12 protein-coding genes and 1 pseudogene are annotated in these 17551 nt (G+C 71.6%); 5 read left to right on the top strand and 8 right to left on the bottom strand.

Annotated features, from left to right (window positions below; genetic code table 11):
* Nucleotides 1–112: pseudogene (locus AB0D53_RS36025) on the top strand (epimerase); the annotation flags it as partial.
* A 38-nt stretch (nt 113–150) separates the two neighbouring features.
* Here the strand turns inward: AB0D53_RS36025 and AB0D53_RS36030 are convergent.
* From AB0D53_RS36030 to AB0D53_RS36055, 6 genes are all read right to left on the bottom strand, one after another.
* The gene (locus tag AB0D53_RS36030) at nt 151–3909 is read right to left on the bottom strand and encodes a S8 family serine peptidase (RefSeq protein ID WP_362453560.1); all 3759 of its coding nucleotides are present in this window, start codon (nt 3907–3909) and stop codon (nt 151–153) included.
* 104 nt (nt 3910–4013) lie between these two features.
* Nucleotides 4014–5165, bottom strand: coding sequence for an XdhC/CoxI family protein (locus tag AB0D53_RS36035; RefSeq protein WP_362453562.1), 1152 nt, complete (start codon nt 5163–5165; stop codon nt 4014–4016).
* Nucleotides 5166–5215: 50 nt separating this feature from the next.
* Nucleotides 5216–6667 carry an NCS2 family permease gene (locus AB0D53_RS36040; protein WP_362453564.1) on the bottom strand — a complete coding sequence of 484 codons (1452 nt, stop codon included), beginning with the start codon at nt 6665–6667 and terminating at the stop codon, nt 5216–5218.
* Nucleotides 6668–6952: 285 nt separating this feature from the next.
* A complete protein-coding gene (locus tag AB0D53_RS36045; protein WP_362453565.1) occupies nt 6953–9337 on the bottom strand; it encodes a molybdopterin cofactor-binding domain-containing protein in 2385 nt (794 codons plus the stop codon).
* A 2-nt stretch (nt 9338–9339) separates the two neighbouring features.
* Nucleotides 9340–9933 carry a (2Fe-2S)-binding protein gene (locus AB0D53_RS36050; protein WP_362453567.1) on the bottom strand — a complete coding sequence of 198 codons (594 nt, stop codon included), beginning with the start codon at nt 9931–9933 and terminating at the stop codon, nt 9340–9342.
* Nucleotides 9934–9935: 2 nt separating this feature from the next.
* Entirely contained in the window at nt 9936–10826 is an 891-nt protein-coding gene (locus AB0D53_RS36055) for a xanthine dehydrogenase family protein subunit M (protein ID WP_362453568.1), read from the bottom strand.
* Between the two features lie 260 nt (nt 10827–11086).
* Between AB0D53_RS36055 and AB0D53_RS36060 the strand changes: the two genes are divergently transcribed.
* Entirely contained in the window at nt 11087–12808 is a 1722-nt protein-coding gene (locus AB0D53_RS36060) for a PucR family transcriptional regulator ligand-binding domain-containing protein (RefSeq protein ID WP_362453570.1), read from the top strand.
* Nucleotides 12809–12970: 162 nt separating this feature from the next.
* Nucleotides 12971–13756, top strand: coding sequence for a hypothetical protein (locus AB0D53_RS36065; RefSeq protein WP_362453572.1), 786 nt, complete (start codon nt 12971–12973; stop codon nt 13754–13756).
* Nucleotides 13757–13775: 19 nt separating this feature from the next.
* Here AB0D53_RS36065 and AB0D53_RS36070 read toward each other — a convergent pair whose 3' ends face one another.
* The gene (locus tag AB0D53_RS36070; RefSeq protein ID WP_362453574.1) at nt 13776–14525 is read right to left on the bottom strand and encodes a GntR family transcriptional regulator; all 750 of its coding nucleotides are present in this window, start codon (nt 14523–14525) and stop codon (nt 13776–13778) included.
* A 146-nt stretch (nt 14526–14671) separates the two neighbouring features.
* Here AB0D53_RS36070 and AB0D53_RS36075 point away from each other — a divergent pair, with 146 nt between their 5' ends.
* Complete coding sequence (locus AB0D53_RS36075) at nt 14672–15520, top strand: (2Fe-2S)-binding protein (RefSeq protein WP_362453576.1); 849 nt, start codon at nt 14672–14674, stop codon at nt 15518–15520.
* Nucleotides 15521–15711: 191 nt separating this feature from the next.
* Entirely contained in the window at nt 15712–16785 is a 1074-nt protein-coding gene (locus AB0D53_RS36080; RefSeq protein WP_362453578.1) for a DUF2637 domain-containing protein, read from the top strand.
* Nucleotides 16786–16827: 42 nt separating this feature from the next.
* Here AB0D53_RS36080 and AB0D53_RS36085 read toward each other — a convergent pair whose 3' ends face one another.
* Nucleotides 16828–17190, bottom strand: coding sequence for an ATP-binding protein (locus AB0D53_RS36085; RefSeq protein ID WP_362453638.1), 363 nt, complete (start codon nt 17188–17190; stop codon nt 16828–16830).
* Between the last annotated feature and the right edge of the window lie 361 nt (nt 17191–17551).

Raw genomic sequence — 17551 nt, forward strand, 5'->3', positions numbered from 1 at the left:
CCCGGTCACCAACAGCGAGGTGACGGCCGCGATGGGGCGGGTGCTGCACCGCCCCACCCTCTTCACGGCCCCGGCACCGGCCCTGCGGCTCGCCCCCGTCGGGGAGTGCGCGACCGCCTCGGTGCCGCCTCGGGAACGGAACTCAGCGGGTCACTTCAGGCCGAAGGCCCGGACGATCTCCTGGTCCACGCCCAGCCCGCCGGCCGCCCCGGCGTGCGCCTTGAGCGAGACGAACGAGCCGGGCTTCTTCGGGGTCTTGAACCGGGCGGTCCAGGAACCGGCCGCGTCCTTGCGGAGCTGCACCGCCTCCCAGGTCTCCCCGTCGTCGTAGCTGACCGACAGCGAGGCACCGGTGGCCTTCACCGCACCGTCCAGCCACTCCTGCGTACCGGAGGAGAGACCCACCTCGGTCCACTGCCCGGCCCGCACGTCACCGGCCAGGTCGGTGTCGACCCGGTAGTCCAGCTGGAGCATCGGGATGTCGGCCTGGGACGGGCCGTTCTCGTCCATGGCACCCGAGACGAAGTTCCACTCGGTGTGGGTGCGGGTGGACGTCCGCCACACGTCGCCGTCCCGGGCGGAGTCGAGCACGAAGCGGTACGGCAGCTTCTCGGGCGAGACGTCCCAGGCGAAGCCCGCCCGGCCCGGGGCCTTCTTGATCAGGGTGTCGCCCTGGTAGAAGGACGTGACGGTGGTGTCGTACTCGTCCTCCGGCATGGCGCCCGAGTGGCCCGCTCCGGAGTCCGTCCACGGGGTGAAGTTGTACTGGATGTCGTTGTAGACGGACCGGAACGGACCCCAGTAGCCGGTCCCCAGACGCGGCCGGGTGATCGGCGCGAACCACTGGGCCGGGTAGGTGCGGCCGGCCGTGTAGTCCAGCTCGCCGCTGCGCATCTCCTGCGCGAAACCGCTCTCGTCGGCGTTGAGGACCGAGTGGTTCTCGTACCAGAAGGAGGCGCCCGCAAGCGGGTCGACCCACTCCTCGCGGGTACCGGGGAACTTCTCGTACTCCTCGAAGCCGATGCCCGGTCCGTAGTCCGGGATGTCGTAGCGGTAGCCGCCGCCGAGCATGTCCTTGTGGCCGTAGAAGGTGTTCTCCACCTTCGCCAGCCGACGGGCCGACGGCGCGTACTCCAGCGAGCGGTCCGGCACGACGCCGTCGTGGCGGTCGACCAGGTCGTACACGTAGCGGGCGAACTTCCGCTGGGCGACCGTCACCTTCGCGCCGCGCCGGGCCGAATCGATCATTTTCTCGCCCGCGAGGCGCTGGACCGAGGCGACCGGGACGGTGGTCTCGGTTCCGTAGGGGGCGTACCACTCCATCGCGACGCCGTCGCCGTCGTTGACGACGAAGAGCGCCTCGGCGCCCGCGGCCACCGCGTTGGCCGCCCGGTCCTCGGGAGCGACCGCGTCGCTGCGGCGGATGACGACCGCCTTGCCCCTGGCGTCCAGGCCCTTGTAGTCGGCCGCGGCCCCGTCGCCCGCGAAGACGGTGGCGAGCTTCTGCGTGCCGCTCTCCGCGACCGGGGCACCGCCCTGCGCGGTCACCGGGACATCACTGCCGCCGGCGGTCAGGTCGATCAGCTTCTCGCCCTGCCGCCAGCGGGTCAGGAAGGAGAAGCTGCCCTGGGTGACCTTCTTGGTGGGGCTCGCCCACAGCTGGTCGTACGTCAGCGGGATCTGGTAGGCGTCGCGCTGGACGGTGCCGTCCGGCGCGGTACGTGCCATGTCGTAGCGCAGCTGCCTGGTCTCGGTCTCCTTCGGCGTCCGCACGGAGACCTTGCGGGCCTTGGACGCGTCGAGGGTGACCGTGGCCGCCTTGCCGAGGATGATCTCGGGGGCCGCGAGGAAGGCCAGGGCCTTGGAGTCGGCGCGGTCCCCGGCGACGTCCGCCGCCGTCCAGGCGGTGTAGTTGCCCGGCGGCAGCCGCAGTGTGGTCTCGCCCGGGACGGCGACGGGCTGCAGCTGCGGGTCGCCCAGCGCTCCGAGGACGACGGTGCCGTCCATCGGCTTGCCGTCGCGGTCGCGGAGCCTCAGCGTCAGGTCGTACAGCTCCTGCTCCTTGTTCAGGGCGAAGCCGGTGTGGGCGACGGTGGTGCCCGCCGCGTTCTTGGCGACGACCTGGCCGGAGAACCGGGTGTTGTTCGCGACCTTCGACGGGTCCAGCGAGAGCACGGCCTCGGCGGTGGAGCCGGCCGGGACGGTCAGCTGCTTCGCCGAGAGGGTGTACGCCTCGTCGTCCGTGTCCGTGGCCAGGTCCAGCGTGACGTCCTCGGCACCCGTGTTGCGGTAGGTGATGGTGCGCTCGGCGACCGGGTCGGACGGGGAGTGCGGCCAGTCGTACGAGGCGACCGCGACGGAGCCGGTGGCCTCGATCGTGGTGTCGACCGCCGCCTTCACGTCGAGCCGGCCGGTGCCCTGCTCGTACGGGGTGTAGTCCGGGAGTTCCTTGGACGAGCTCATCAGCGCGTCCTTTATCCGCTGGCCGGACCAGTCGGGGTGACGCTGCTTCACAATGGCGGCCGCGCCCGCGACGTGCGGGGTCGCCATCGACGTACCGGACATCGACTGGTACATGCCGTCGATGCCCGGGACCGACTGCGAGGCCGCCGCGTTGATGTCCACGCCCGGTGCGGAGAGGTCGGGCTTCAGACCGTAGGACCTGACCAGCGGGCCCATCGAGGAGAAGGACGCGCGGTTGTCCTGCTTGTCGACGGCGGCGATGGTGAGCGCCTTCTGGGCCGACCCGGGCGAGCCGATGGTGCCCTCGCCGTAGGAGTTGCCCGCGGCGATCACGAACAGCGGACCGCCGTCGGCGGAGAGGGCGTCGACCGCCTGCGACATCGGGTCGGAGCCGTCGTCCGGGATGCTGGAGCCGAGGCTCATCGAGACGACGTCGGCGCCTTCGGCCTTCGCCCACTCCATGGCCTCGATGATGCCGGAGTCGGCACCGGAGCCCTCGTCGCTGAGCACCTTGCCGATGATCAGGCCGGCGCCCGGGGCGACGCCCTTGTTGACGCCTTCGGAGGCGGCGCCGGAGCCCGCGATCGTGGAGGCGACGTGCGTGCCGTGGCCGTTCCGGTCGACGACCTCCTCGCCCGGCACGAAGCTCCTGGTTTCGAGGATGCGGTCCTTGACGTCCGGGTGCGTGGCGTCGATGCCGGTGTCCAGGACGGCGACCTTGGAGCCCTTGCCGTCATATCCTTCGGCCCACGCCTGCGGGGCGTTGACCTGGGGAACGGAGTCCTTGAGCGACGCCTCCGCACGGCCGTCGAGCCAGAGCTTGGCGATACCGGCGTCCAGCGAACGGGCTTCGGGGGCACCGGTGATGCCGTTCCAGAAGGTGCGGGCGGTGTCCTTGCCGGCCTTCAGCGCGGCGCCGTGGATGCTGTCGAGGGTGCGGACCTTCTTGGCACCACGCGGGGCGGCGGGCAGCGAACGGCCCTTGCCGGCCGGGTAGGTGGCGATCAGCGGTATGCCGCCCGAGCTCTTGTCGTCGTACCCCATCTTCGCGAGGGCGGAGACATTGAACAGCCTGCGGTCCAGCTTTCCGGCCGCGAGCAGCCCGGTGGCCTCGTCGGGCAGTACGTAGATGTCGTCGCCGGCCTGCTGGACATGCACCCCGCCCTTCGCGCCGTCGGGGCGGTCCACGGTGACGGTGTCCTGCTTGCCCGCCCCGTCGGTGTAGTGCACGACATCGCCCGTGAGCAGGGTGATGTCGTACTCCTTGACGGGGGCGGCGGCCTGGTGGCCGGTGGGCCCGGGCCGTGCCGGGGCGGCGGAGGCGGAGCCCGTCGCGGGAAGCAGTGCGCCGCTCACCAGGGCGACCGAGGTCGCTATGAGCAGGGCCCTGCGTCCCGCGCGAGCGGGTCTCGCCCGGCCGGGGACGGAGGAGGGAGTGAATGTCATGCAGCTGATCTACCGGCAAAACCGTGGCTACGGTCGAGTTCACACCTGGCGTGAAGCCGCCGTGGCGGCATTCCGCCCCCGGCGGTCACGGCCAGGGGACCGGTTCAGGCCACGGATGTGATCACGGCTGTGGGCGGCTCGCCCGCCTCGTGATGGATCGGGGTGTGCGCGCCCTTGAGCGGAACACCGCTGCCGCCGCGCCGGTCGGCGACGATCTCCGCGGCGATCGACAGCGCGGTCTCCTCGGGGGTGCGTGCACCGAGATCGAGGCCGATCGGCGAGTGCAGCCTGGCCAGTTCCAGCTCCGTGACGCCGACCTCGCGCAGCCGGTCGTTGCGCTCCAGGTGGGTGCGGCGCGACCCCATCGCTCCGACGTACGCGACCTGCATCCCCAACGCCAGCTTCAGCAACGGGACATCGAACTTGGCGTCGTGGGTGAGGACGCACAGGACGGTGCGCGCGTCGGCCTCGGTCGCCGCGAGGTAGCGGTGCGGCCAGTCGACGACCAGCTCGTCGGCCTCGGGGAAGCGGTCCTTCGTGGCGAAGACCGGGCGGGCGTCGCACAAGGTCACGTGGTACCCGAGGAACTTGCCCGCGCGGACCAGTGCCGAGGCGAAGTCGATGGCCCCGAAGACGATCATCCGGGGCGGTGGGACGCTCGATTCGACGAGCAGGGTGAGGGGCTGTCCGCAGCGCGAGCCCTCGGCGCCGATGGTGACGGAGCCGGTTCGGCCCGCGTCGAGCATGGCGCGGGCGTCGGCTGCCGCGGTGCGGTCCAGTTCGGGGTGTCCGCCGAGCCCGCCCTCGTACGAGCCGTCGGGGTGGACGAGCAGGGGGCGTCCGAGGAGTTCCGCCGGCCCGTCGGTGATCCTGGCCAGGGCCGCCGCCGTCCCCCGCGCGGCGGCGGCGAACGCGGCGGCGAACACCGGGCGTGCGGGGTCGTCCGCACGGACCGGTGTCACCAGGATGTCGATGACGCCGCCGCAGGTCAGCCCGACCGCGAAGGCGTCCTCGTCGCTGTAGCCGAACCGTTCGCGCACGGCGGTGCCCTCGTCCAGGGCCTGCTCGCACAGTTCGTAGACCGCGCCCTCCACACACCCGCCGGAGACCGATCCGATCGCCGTGCCGTCGCGGTCGACGGCGAGCGCGGCTCCGGGCTGCCGGGGCGCGCTGCCGCCGACGGCCACGACGGTGGCCACGGCGAATTCGCGTCCCTGCTCGACCCACCGGTTGAGCTCCTCGGCGATGTCCAGCATGGCTCTCTCCTTCTACGGGTGTGCGGAGGGGAAGCGGTATCGGTTCGGCCCTACTTGGCGCCGATCCAGCTCTCGATCGGGCTGAGCGCGAAGTACACGACGAACACGAGGGTCAGCACCCACATGAAGACGCCCACTTCGCGGAACTTGCCCTGCGCCGCCTTGATCGCGGCGAAGGAGATCACCCCGGCGCCGACCCCGGCGGTGATCGAGTACGTGAACGGCATCAGCGCCACGGTCAGGAAGACCGGTACGGCCACGGAGCGGTCGCTCCAGTCGACGTGCCGGGCGTTCTGCATCATCATCGCGCCGATGACGACCAGTGCGGCGGCGGCGATCGGGCCGGGGACGATCTGGGCGAGCGGGGTGAAGAAGAGCCCGGCGGCGAAGAGCACACCGGTGACGACGGAGGACAGACCCGTGCGGGCCCCCTCGCCGACGCCGGTCGCGGACTCGATGAAGACGGTCTGCCCGGACGCCCCGGAGACACCGCCGATCGCACCGCCCGCACCGTCGATGAACAGTGCCTTGGACAGGCCGGGCATCCGGCCCTTGCTGTCGGCGAGTCCGGCCTCGGTGCCGACACCGATGATGGTCGCCATCGCGTCGAAGAAGCCGGCCAGCACCAGGGTGAAGACGATCATTCCCACGGTCATGACGCCGATGTCGCCCCAGCCGCCGAACTCGACATGGCCGAAGAGCCCGAAGTCGGGCATCGAGACCGCGCTGCCCTGGAGTTCGGGTGCGCTGCCGCCCCAGGCCTTGGGGCTGATGTCGGTGGCCGCGTTGACGATGACGGCGAGGACCGTGCCGACGACGATGCCGATCAGGATCGCGCCGGGCACATTGCGGGCCTGGAGCATGAAGATGAGCAGCAGGGTGACGCAGAAGAGCAGGACGGGCCAGCCGGCGAGCTGTCCGCCGGTGCCGAGCGTGACGGGGGCGCCCTTGCCGACGAAACCGGCGTTGACCAGGCCGATCAGCGCGATGAACATGCCGATGCCGATGGTGATGCCGTGCTTCAGGGCCAGGGGTATGGCGTTCATGATGATCTCGCGCAGCCCGGTGACGACCAGCAGCACGATCACGGCGCCGTACATCACGCACATGCCCATGGCCTGCGGCCAGGTCATGTGGGGTGCCACCTGGGTGGCGAGCACGCCGGAGACGGAGAGTCCCGCGGCGAGGGCGAGGGGCACCTTGCCGATGAAGCCCATCAGCAAAGTGGAGACGGCGGCGGCCAGGGCGGTCGCCGTGATCAGCCCGGCGTGGCTGAGCCGGTGGCCCGCCGCGTCCGGCCCGGACAGCAGGAGCGGGTTGAGTAGGAGGATGTAGCACATCGCCATGAAGGTGGTGATGCCGCCGCGCACTTCGCGTGCGACGGTGGAGCCACGGTCGGAGATGTGGAAGTACCGGTCGAGCCAGGATCTTCCGGCGGGGACGCGCGAGCCTGAGCCCGCGTCCTCCGCACCGGTCCTGGGCTCCACTGACTGCTGGGTCATGATGCCTGACTCCCAAGGTTCACAGGGGCACCCGCGATGAAGAATCGATATACGGGATTTGGGATGACTGCGCTGGCGGCACGACCCGGGGGACGGCCCGAGGCGAACTGTTCATGCAGAGTGGAATGTGACGTGTGACGTGGTACGTGTGCGGCGTCACCCGCACTGCTGTTGTTGCGGTACTGCGTAACTGCGGTACCGCGGTTCTCCGGGCGGTGCGGGCGACGGAAGTGTGACGTTCCTGGGAGGCACGCACCGCCCGGAGAGATCGGATGGAGCCGCGGCTCAGCTGCCGGTGAGGTGCTCGGGGCGCACCGGCGTCCGGTTGAGCTCCAGGCCCGTCGCGTTCCGGATCGCCGCGAGGACGGCCGGGGTGGACGACAGGGTGGGTGCCTCGCCGATGCCACGGAGCCCGTACGGGGCGTGGTCGTCGGCGAGTTCGAGCACATCGACCGGGATGGTCGGGGTGTCGAGGATCGTGGGGAGCAGATAGTCCGTGAAGGACGGGTTCCTGACCTTCGCGGTCCTGGGATCGACGACGATCTCCTCCATCACCGCGATGCCCATGCCCTGGATGGTGCCGCCCTGGATCTGACCGACGACGGAGAGCGGGTTCAGCGCCTTGCCGACGTCCTGGGCGCAGGCCAGTTCGATGACCTTGACCAGACCGAGTTCGGTGTCGACCTCGACGACCGCGCGGTGGGCTGCGAAGGAGTACTGGACATGGCCGTTGCCCTGTCCGGTGCGGAGGTCGAACGCCTCGGTGGGCCGGTGGCGCCACTCCAGCTCGATGTCGACCGCCTCTTCCTCCAGTACGTCGACCAGGTCGGCCAGCACCTCGCCGCCGTCGGTGACGACCTTGCCGCCCTCCAGGAGCAGTTCGGCGGTGGCCCACGCGGGGTGGTACGTACCGAACTTGCGGCGGCCCATCTCCAGGACCTTCTCGCGGACGGCCTCGCAGGAGTGCTTCACGGCGCCGCCGGTGACGTAGGTCTGCCGGGACGCGGAGGTGGAGCCGGCCGAGCCGACCTGGGTGTCGGCCGGGTGGATGGTGACCTGGGCGACGCCGAGTTCGGTACGGGCGATCTGGGCGTGGACGGTGACGCCGCCCTGCCCGACCTCCGCCATGGCGGTGTGCACGGTGGCGACCGGTTCGCCGGCGACGACCTCCATGCGCACCCGCGCGGTGGAGTAGTCGTCGAAGCCCTCGGAGAAGCCGACGTTCTTGAGGCCGACCGCGTAGCCGATGCCGCGCACGACGCCTTCGCCGTGGGTGGTGTTGGAGAGCCCGCCGGGCAGGGCCCGTACGTCGGCCTGTTCGCCGGCCACCTCCCACTGGCGCTCGGGCGGCAGCGGCATGTCCTTGACGCGGCGCAGCAGTTCGGCGACCGGTGCGGGTGAGTCGACGACCTGTCCGGTCGGCAGGAGGGTGCCCTGTTCCATGGCGTTGAGCTGCCTGAACTCGACGGGGTCCATGCCCAGTTCGGCGGCGAGCTTGTCCATCTGGGCCTCGTAGGCGAAGCAGGCCTGCACCGCTCCGAAGCCGCGCATGGCGCCGCACGGCGGGTTGTTGGTGTAGAGCGCGATGGCCTCGATGTCGACGTCGTCGATGACGTACGGGCCGACGGAGAGCGAGGAGGCGTTGCCGACGACGGCCGGGGAGGCGGAAGCGTAGGCCCCGCCGTCCAGCACGATGCGGCACTTCATGTGGGTCAGTTTGCCGTCGCGGGTGGCGCCGTGCTCGTACCAGAGCTTCGCCGGGTGGCGGTGGACGTGGCCGAAGAAGGACTCGAACCGGTTGTAGACGATCTTGACCGGTTTGCCGGTGCGCAGGGCGAGCAGGCAGGCGTGGATCTGCATCGACAGGTCCTCGCGGCCGCCGAAGGCCCCGCCGACGCCGGAGAGCGTCATGCGGATCTTGTCCTCGGGCAGGCCCAGGACCGGTGCGATCTGGCGCAGGTCGGAGTGGAGCCACTGGGTGGCGACGTACAGGTCGACGCCGCCGTCCTCGGCGGGCACCGCCAGACCCGACTCGGGGCCGAGGAAGGCCTGGTCCTGCATGCCGAAGACGTACTCACCGCTCACGACGACATCGGCACGGGCCGCCGCCGCGTCCGCGTCGCCGCGGACGATGGGCTGGCGGTGGACGATGTTGGGGTGCGGTACGTGCCCGGCGTGGTGGTCGTCGCGCCCCTCGTGGATGAGGATCGCGTCGGGGGCGGTGGCGGAGGCCTCGTCGGTGATGACGGGCAGTTCGCGGTAGTCGATCCTGATCTTCGCGGCGGCGCGGCGGGCCGTCTCCGGGTGGTCGGCGGCGACCAGCGCCACCGGTTCGCCGTGGTGACGGACCCTGCCGTGGGCGAGAACGGGGGTGTCCTGGATCTCCAGCCCGTAGTTCTTCACCGTGCTCGGCAGGTCGTCGTAGGTGAGTACGGCGTAGACGCCGGACGTGGCGAGTGCCTCCGAGGTGTCGATGGAGACGATCTCGGCGTGCGCGACCGTGGAGCGCAGTGTGTGGCCCCAGAGCATGTCCTCGTGCCACATGTCGGAGGAGTACGCGAACTCTCCGGTGACTTTGAGGATGCCGTCGGGGCGGAGCGTCGACTCGCCGATGCCGCCCTTGGTGCGGGTGCCCTGGTTGATGCTGGTGGGGTTGCCGGTTACGCCCATCGTCAGACCGTTTCTTCCGCGCGGGCGGCCGCGAGGCGGACCGCGTCGAGGATCTTCTCGTAGCCGGTGCAGCGGCAGAGGTTGCCGGAGAGCGCCTCGCGGATGTCCGCGTCGGACGGTTCCGGGTTGCGCTCCAGCAGCTCGTCGGCGGCGACCAGCAGGCCGGGGGTGCAGAAGCCGCACTGGACGGCTCCGGCGTCGATGAACGCCTGCTGGATCGGAGAGAGTTCACCGGTCTCCCGGCTCTCCTCGCCGGACGGCGCGGCCTCCCAACGCCGGGCCTTGTCGAGGGCCGTGCCGCACGCGCCGGAGGCGCAGCCGCTGCCCGGGTGCTGCTCGGCGCGGTGGGCGGCGAAGTCCGCGAGGCCCTCCACCGTGACGACCTCGCGCCCCTCCACCTGACCCGCGGCGACCAGGCAGGAGCAGACCGGCACACCGTCCAGGCGGACCGTGCAGGAGCCGCACTCGCCCTGCTCGCAGGCGTTCTTCGAACCGGGCAGGCCCATCCGCTCGCGCAGCACGTAGAGGAGGGACTCGCCCTCCCAGACGTCGTCCGCCTCGTGCCTGCGGCCGTTGACCGTGAAATTGACGCGCATGATCAGGCAGCTCCTTCGGTGCTGCGGCCATTGCCGCGGTACGACTCCCAGGTCCAGCCGAGGGTGCGGCGGGCCATGATCCCGACCGCGTGCCGGCGGTAGCTCGCGGTGCCGCGCACATCGTCGATCGGGTTGCAGGCACCGGCGGCGAGCGTGGCGAACTGTCTGGCGATGGACGGGGTGATGATCGCGCGGCTGTCCCAGAAGCCGCCCTCTTCGAGCGCGGCGTTCAGGAATTCCTCGGCCTCCTTCGCCCGTACGGGCGTGGGGGCGGCCGAGCCGATGCCGGTGCGCACCGTGCGGGTCTCGGGGTGCAGGGCCAGGCCGAAGGCGCAGACGGCGATGACCATCGCGTTGCGGGTGCCGACCTTGGAGTACTGCTGGGGCCCGTCGGCCTTCTTGATGTGCACGGCCCGGATCAGCTCGTCCGGTTCGAGGGCGTTGCGCTTGACGCCGGTGTAGAAGGCGTCGATCGGGATCATCCTGGTTCCGCGTACGGATTCGGCCTCGACCTCGGCGCCCGCGGCGAGCAGGGCCGGATGGGCGTCGCCGGCGGGCGAGGCGGTGCCCAGGTTGCCGCCGACGCCGCCGCGGTTGCGGATCTGGGGCGAGGCGACGGTGTGCGAGGCGAGCGCCAGTCCGGGCAGCTCGGCCCGCAGGTGCTCCATGACGTGGCTGTACGGGACGGAGGCCCCGAGCCGTACGCTCTCCTGGCCCACCTCCCACTCGGTCAGCTCTCCGATGCGGTTCAGGTCCAGGAGGTACTCGGGCCGCCGGTGGTCGAAGTTGATCTCGACCATCACATCGGTGCCACCCGCGATGGGCACAGCCGTCGGGTGCTCGGCCTTGGCGGCGAGCGCCTCCTCCCAGCTGGCGGGGCGAAGGAAGTCCATGAGTGGCTCTCTTCTTCTCAATCGGGTCGTTCACTGGGGGCGGGGTGCGGCCGGCCCTCGGCTTGGCGTTCATATGTTGTTAACGCGGTGTGGGGCCAAGTACACAAGCCGTGCTCCACCCGGTGCAGTCACCGAAACCATGAAGGAGTTGGCTGGTCGATCTCCTCGTCTTGTAGATTCGAACGAATGGCGGGGGTCAGTAACCTCACCGCAATACCCAGTTTTCACCCGCACCAACGAAAGAGATCGGCGGCGACGAGATGCGGCTGCGCGCACTGCTGGAGACCGACGCGCTGGGCCTGCGGCTGCTCGGCGGCGAGGACGAGCTGGACCGTTCGGTCCGTGGCGTGATGACCACCGACCTGCGGGATCCCAGCCGCTACCTGTCGGGGGGCGAGCTGGTCCTGACGGGTCTGGCCTGGCGCCGGGACGCGGCGGACTCGGAGCCGTTCGTACGGATCCTGGCGGGGGCCGGCGTGGCCGGGCTCGCGGCGGGCGAGGCGGAGCTCGGGGACATCCCCGGCGATCTGGTGGAGGCCTGCGCGCACCACCGGCTACCGCTCTTCGCCGTCCATGAGACCGTCGCGTTCGCAACGATCACCGAGCATGTCGTGCGCCAGGTGTCCGGTGAGCGGGCGGGCGACCTGGCCGCGGTCGTGGACCGGCACCGCAGGCTGATGACCTCGGGCCCGGCGGGCGGCGGTCCGGAGGTGGTCCTGGATCTGCTGGGATCCGACCTCGACCTGCATGCCTGGGTGCTCTCCCCCACCGGCCGGCAGATCGCGGGGGCCGGTGAAACGTCACTGCCCGGACCGGTCGGCGCCGCGCTGGCCGGTCAGCATCTGGCCGCCACCCGCTCCGGCCGCCGGGCCCCGCACCGGGCCACGGTCGAGGGCACCACATATTCGCTCTTCCCGATCCGGAACACCGGCCGCGGCGCCGTTCCGGCCTCCCGCGACGTCCGCGAGTCGGTGCTCTCCGACTGGCTGCTCGCGGTCGAGGCGGACGCGGGCGACTGGCCGCCGGCCCGGCTGGACCTGCTCCAGGGCGTCACCCAGCTGATCGCCGTCGAACGGGACCGGCGCGACGCGGCCCGTACGGTACGCCGCAGGCTCGCCCAGGAAGTCCTGGAGCTGGTCCAGACGGGCGCCCCGCCGGCCGAGATCGCCGCCAGGCTGCGGGTCGCGGCCCCGGTGCTGCTGCCGGGCCTCGGGACGGCGCCGCACTGGCAGGTCGTGGTGGCGCGGGTCGAGTGGGGCGGCGCGGAGGGCCGGTCCGCCGTCCCGGGCGGCCCGGTCGCCCAGGCGCTGCTGGAGGAGATCCTGGTCGACCCCGCGGTCACCGGCCCCGACACGGCGGACCGGATCGCGGTCGCCCATGCGGGCGAGGAGGCCGTCGCCCTCGTTCCGCTGCCCGCCGTCACCACGCCCGCGCCGGACCGGGGCGCCGGTGGGGACGACGCGCACGCCGACGCGCACGACGATCCCGCGCTCCATGCCGATGTACTGCTCGCCGCCGTCCGCGAGCCGCTCTCCGCGGGCCTCGCCGACGACGGCCGGCTGACACTCGGTGTCAGCGCGGCCGTCCATTCGCCCGAGGGGCTGCGCGGCGCCCTGGAGGAGGCCCGGCATGCCCGCCGGGTGGCGGCGGCGCGCCCCGGCCGGGTCTGCGCCGCCGGGCACCACGAGCTGGCCTCGCACGTGCTGCTGCTGCCGTTCGTACCGGACGACGTGCGCCGCGCGTTCACCGCACGCCTGCTCGACCCGCTCCGCGACTACGACCGGCGCCACCGCGCGGAGCTGATCCCGACCCTGGAGGCGTTCCTGGACTGCGACGGTTCCTGGACCCGCTGCGCGACCCGGCTCCACCTGCACGTCAACACGCTGCGCTACCGGGTCGGGCGAATCGAGCAGTTGACGGGACGTGACCTTTCGCGTCTGGAGGACAAGCTCGATTTCTTCCTCGCCCTGCGTATGAGCTGATTCCCCGGCCCTGTCACGGCCGTTGGCCGCCCCGGCGGTTTGTGAAATCTTTCACCTGAGATGGAACGACCCCTTGGCCCGGCGTGCCGATCCGTGCTGAGATGCCGCCAGACTCAACAGCTCGATGGCGCGCTCGGGGAGGGCAATGTGGCGCATACCGCCATGTCTGGTTCCGGAACGACAGCCGATGACGATCCGCCGCTCCAGACAGCGGTATGGCGGCTGCGGTCACGTGCCTGCTGGACGGACGCCGCGGCGCTGCTCGAACCCGGCGCGAGCAGCGATCCGGCCGTGGCGCTCCAGCGGACCGCCCTGCTGACCGAACGGTGCCTGTACACCGGGGAGGGCTGGACCGACGCCGAGGACGCGCTGCGCACCGCGGAGGCGCTCGCCCACGACGACGACGAACGCGGCGCGGCCGCCTGTGAACGCGGCCATCTGGCCTACGCGTCGACACTCCTGGGGGTACGCGACCGGGCCGACGAGGCCAGCGTCGCGCTGAGCCGGGCCGCCGCGCTGCTCGCCCCGGCCGCGCCGGGGCGCCCGCTGCTGGACTTCCGGCGGGGCCTGATCGCGCAGAACATCGCCGACTCGCCGCAGGCCGCGCGCGCCGCGTACCGCAGGGCCCACGCCGGGGCCACCGCCCGGGGCGACGCGCTGCTGCTCTCCTCGACCTGGCGTCATCTCGCCCTGCTGGCCCTGCGCGAGGGCGAACTGGCGGAGGCCCGGCACGGCTTCGCGGAGTCCTTGCGGATCAGGGAGGAGCTGGGCTACCTGATCGGTACGGCCCCGGCCCTCATCGCCCTCGCGGACTCCGAACCGGAGCCCGAGCTCGCGACCCGGCTGCGCGCCGAGGCGGGCCGGCTGTTCCGGCTGCTCGGGGGCGTGCCGACGTGGCTGGCGCCGCACCTGGACCCGCCTCCGGCGGAGACCGCCGAGGCGAACTGAGGGCGGGCGCCGCCGCCGGTCAGCCCTCGGCGCCGGTGAAGTGTTCCCGTACGAGCGACTGCACGACGGTGAGGTCCTGGGCGATCAGCGCGTCGAGCAGCGCGGTGTGCTCGGCCGCGTCGGCGAGGAGGTCGGCGCGGCGGGTGGCGGGGTTGCTCTCCAGCGGCCACTGGGAGCGACGGTGCAGATCGTCGGCGACCTGCACCAGCTGCTCGTTCCCCGAGAGCGCGAGGACCGCGCCGTGGAAGGCCCGGTCGGACTCGGCGTAGCTCGCCCGGTCGCCCACGGCCGCGGCGGCCACCGTGGCCTCGGCCAGCGGTCGCAGGGCGCACCAGGTGCCGGGCGGGACGGTGCGGGCCAGCCGCAGCATCACGGGGACCTCGATCAGGGCCCGCACCTCGGCCAGCTCGGCGAGCTGGCGCGGGCCGCGCTCGGCCACCCGGAACCCCCGGTTCGGTACGACCTCGACGGCGCCCTCGATGGCCAGCTGCTGCATCGCCTCGCGCACCGGCGTGGCGGAGACCCCGAACCGGGCGCCGAGGGCCGGGGCCGAATAGACCTGGCCCGGAGCCAGCCGGCCGTCGACCAGGGCGGCGCGCAGGGCCTCCAGGATCTGGCCGCGCACGGAGTGCCGCCGCACCGCCGGCCGGGGGGCGGAGGGCTCGCCGTGGGTGTGTTCGCCACGTGCCTGTTCGGGCACCCGGGCGACCGCCGGGGCGGCCGCAGGCGCGGCGGTCCCGTACCTCTCACGCGCTCTGCCCTGCTCCACCCGTACCTCCTCGGCCTGCCGTGGGCGCGGCTCGCGCGTGCCATGCCCTTTGTGCACGATAGGCGCAGGAGGCCGCAGTTCAAACATCGATCCGGTCGGGTAAGGTAAGGCTAACCTGCAAACGGTCGCGATTCGGTGGTCCCTGCATGACACTCCCCGCCCTGCTCCCCGGCACCACGGCGTCCGCCGTGACGGACGCCTACGCACGCCTGGCCGAGGTCTTTCCCGGGCTGCGCGCGCAGGTACTGGCCGACGGCGAGAGCGCCCCCGGCGGGGCCGGCTGGGTGGGCGCGGAGGAGCTCGCGGCGGGCGGCGCCGCGCTCGACGCCTTTCTCTCCTGGGACCACGCCCAGGTGGTGCGGGACTACGGGCAGGAGCCCCGCCCCGACGTGGTCGCCAGTTTCGGGCTGCACCGCTACGCCTGGCCCGCCTGTCTGCTGGTGACGGTGCCCTGGTTCCTGCACCGGCGGGTGCCCCGGATTCCCGTCGGGGACGTGGCGTTCCAGCGGGCGCTGGGCCATCTGACCCTCCGGGTGAGGGAGTTCGCCTGCCTGCCGGACGACCCGGCGGCCGGGCTGCCGGGGGCCCGCGTGGTGCCCGACGAGGCGGCGCTGCGGGCCGAGGTGCTCGCGGCGGTGGCCGACCACATCGGCCCGGTGCTCGACGGCTTCGGCCCCAGGATGCGGCGCGGCAGGCGGGCACTGTGGGGCATGGCGACGGACGAGATCGTCGAGGGGCTCTGGTACATCGCCCATCTGCTGGGCGAGGAGCGGCGGGCGATGACCGAGCTGGAGGCGCTCCTGCCGGGCACCACGAAGCCGTACGTCGGCTCCGCGGGCTTCCGCGATCTGACCGGGCCGAACGGCGAGTCGCTGCCCACCCGCGACCGGGCGAGCTGCTGTCTCTTCTACACTCTGCGCCCCGAGGACACCTGTGTCACCTGCCCGCGTACCTGTGATGCCGACCGGGTACGTAAGCTGACGCCCGCTCACTGATCAACACCACTCGCGCGAGTAGTACAATTCGAACGCAACTCATCGGACGCGTACGGGCATTCGATCCGATCCCGGTCATCCGTACGCCGTGCCGACCCAATGGCGTTCTCTTGTCCCGAAACCCCCTGTGCGTGATGGGGTTTCGGCAATCATGGCGCCCGAAATGCCCTACGCAATGCAAGGGACCGCGCATGAGACTGACCGACATATCGCTGAATTGGCTGCTTCCGGGCGCCGTGCTGCTCGTGGGAGTCCTGGCGGCGGTGGCGGTGGTCGCGCGCGGCAAGCGCGCAGCTGACACATCCGTGGCCGAGGACAGCTGGGAACGCAGCGAGGAACGCCGCAGACGCAAGGAAGCCCTGTACGCCACCGCCTCCTACGTACTGCTGTTCTGCTGCGCGGCGGTCGCCGCCGCGCTCTCCTTCCACGGGCTCGTCGGCTTCGGCGAGCAGAACCTCGGCCTCTCCGGGGGCTGGGAGTACCTCGTCCCCTTCGGCCTCGACGGCGCGGCCATGTTCTGTTCCGTGCTCGCGGTGCGGGAGGCCAGCCACGGTGACGCGGCGCTCGGCTCGCGCCTGCTCGTGTGGACGTTCGCCGGTGCCGCCGCCTGGTTCAACTGGGTGCACGCGCCGCGCGGCATCGACCACGCGGGCGCCCCGCACTTCTTCGCGGGGATGTCGCTCTCGGCGGCCGTGCTCTTCGACCGGGCACTGAAGCAGACCCGCCGGGCCGCGCTGCGCGAGCAGGGCCTGGTGCCCCGCCCGCTGCCACAGATCCGGATCGTACGGTGGCTGCGCGCCCCCCGGGAGACCTTCGGCGCCTGGTCGCTGATGCTGCTGGAAGGCGTACGCACGCTGGACGAGGCCGTCGACGAGGTACGTGAGGACAGGCGGGAGAAGGAGCAGAACCGTCTGCGCAGGAAGGACCAGGAGAAGCTGGACCGGGCCCACATCAAGGCCCTGAACCGGCAGAACCGGGCCTGGCGCCGGGTCGGCCGCGGCGGCACCCAGGTGGACGTCCAGGCCATCGCCCCCGCGGCGGGCTCCGCGCCCGTCGTGGAGCCCGCCATATCCGAGCCGGGACAACTGCCGTTGCGCCCCCGGCCATCCCTGCAAGCCGTGACGGGTCCGAGCGCCGGCTCTCCGGACCGGAACCCGGCTGACCCGGTCACCGTCGACCTCACCGCCGAGGACGACACCCAGGCACTGCCCCGGCTCGATTCGCTGGAGCGGAAACTGAAGGATCTGGAGCAGCAGTTCGGCTGATCCGCAGCCACAGGCCCTGACGGCCCGGTCACTTCCGGGCCGTCAGGGCCTTTCGCCTTCCAGCTCGAACCAGACGACCTTGCCCGGCGCATGCGCGTCGACTCCCCAGGCGTCCGCGAGACTCCGTACCAGGAACAGCCCCCGGCCATGCGTACCGTCGTCGGCGTTCGGTACGTACGGCAGGGGCAGTCCGGGCACGAAGTCCCGCACCTCCACCCGCAGTCCGGCGGGCGCCACGCTCGCCGTGACGACCGCCCCGTGCCCCGTGTGGATCAGTGCGTTGGTCACCAGCTCGCTCAGCAGGAGCTCCGCCACCTCGGCCGGCTCGTCCTGCCACCGGTGGCGCAGGAACTCCCGTAACGCACCGCGCACTTCGCTCACGGCCGCCAGATCGGTGCGGGCCAGTCTGCGGTGCAGCCGGACCGGCCGGCGCTCCTTCGCCCCCGGCTGGTGCGAGCCCTCGCCCTCCATGGAACCGGCATCTCCCCGACGTTGCATCGTCTCCCCCGCCCGCACAGTGAACCGCCCCCTGCTGTCGTCCCGTTTTCCCGTGTCGTCGGCTTCTCGTCGAACTCCTTCGCGGAACACGTTCACCGGATGCATGCCCCGCAGACGGGCCGTCACGCTTGTCGACTCATCAATAAGTGAACGGGGAACCGGAATCACCCCGAAGGCTGCCGGACATCTGCTCGACACATTTCCCCCCTCGGGTTAACTTCCAAAAAATTCACATCGGTTGGCGTTGACGGGACCGTATCTACGCGCG

Origin of the sequence: Streptomyces sp. NPDC048295 (assembly GCF_040652135.1) — a bacterium.
Lineage (GTDB): Bacteria > Actinomycetota > Actinomycetes > Streptomycetales > Streptomycetaceae > Streptomyces.

Excerpts from the sequence above, each read along its gene's own strand:
- AB0D53_RS36030 (WP_362453560.1), bottom strand. The coding sequence starts at position 3,909 with ATGACATTCACTCCCTCCTCCGTCCCCGGCCGGGCGAGACCCGCTCGC.
- AB0D53_RS36035 (WP_362453562.1), bottom strand. The coding sequence starts at position 5,165 with ATGCTGGACATCGCCGAGGAGCTCAACCGGTGGGTCGAGCAGGGACGC.
- AB0D53_RS36040 (WP_362453564.1), bottom strand. The coding sequence starts at position 6,667 with ATGACCCAGCAGTCAGTGGAGCCCAGGACCGGTGCGGAGGACGCGGGC.
- AB0D53_RS36045 (WP_362453565.1), bottom strand. The coding sequence starts at position 9,337 with ATGGGCGTAACCGGCAACCCCACCAGCATCAACCAGGGCACCCGCACC.
- AB0D53_RS36050 (WP_362453567.1), bottom strand. The coding sequence starts at position 9,933 with ATGCGCGTCAATTTCACGGTCAACGGCCGCAGGCACGAGGCGGACGAC.
- AB0D53_RS36055 (WP_362453568.1), bottom strand. The coding sequence starts at position 10,826 with ATGGACTTCCTTCGCCCCGCCAGCTGGGAGGAGGCGCTCGCCGCCAAG.
- AB0D53_RS36060 (WP_362453570.1), top strand. The coding sequence starts at position 11,087 with ATGCGGCTGCGCGCACTGCTGGAGACCGACGCGCTGGGCCTGCGGCTG.
- AB0D53_RS36065 (WP_362453572.1), top strand. The coding sequence starts at position 12,971 with ATGTCTGGTTCCGGAACGACAGCCGATGACGATCCGCCGCTCCAGACA.
- AB0D53_RS36075 (WP_362453576.1), top strand. The coding sequence starts at position 14,672 with ATGACACTCCCCGCCCTGCTCCCCGGCACCACGGCGTCCGCCGTGACG.
- AB0D53_RS36080 (WP_362453578.1), top strand. The coding sequence starts at position 15,712 with ATGAGACTGACCGACATATCGCTGAATTGGCTGCTTCCGGGCGCCGTG.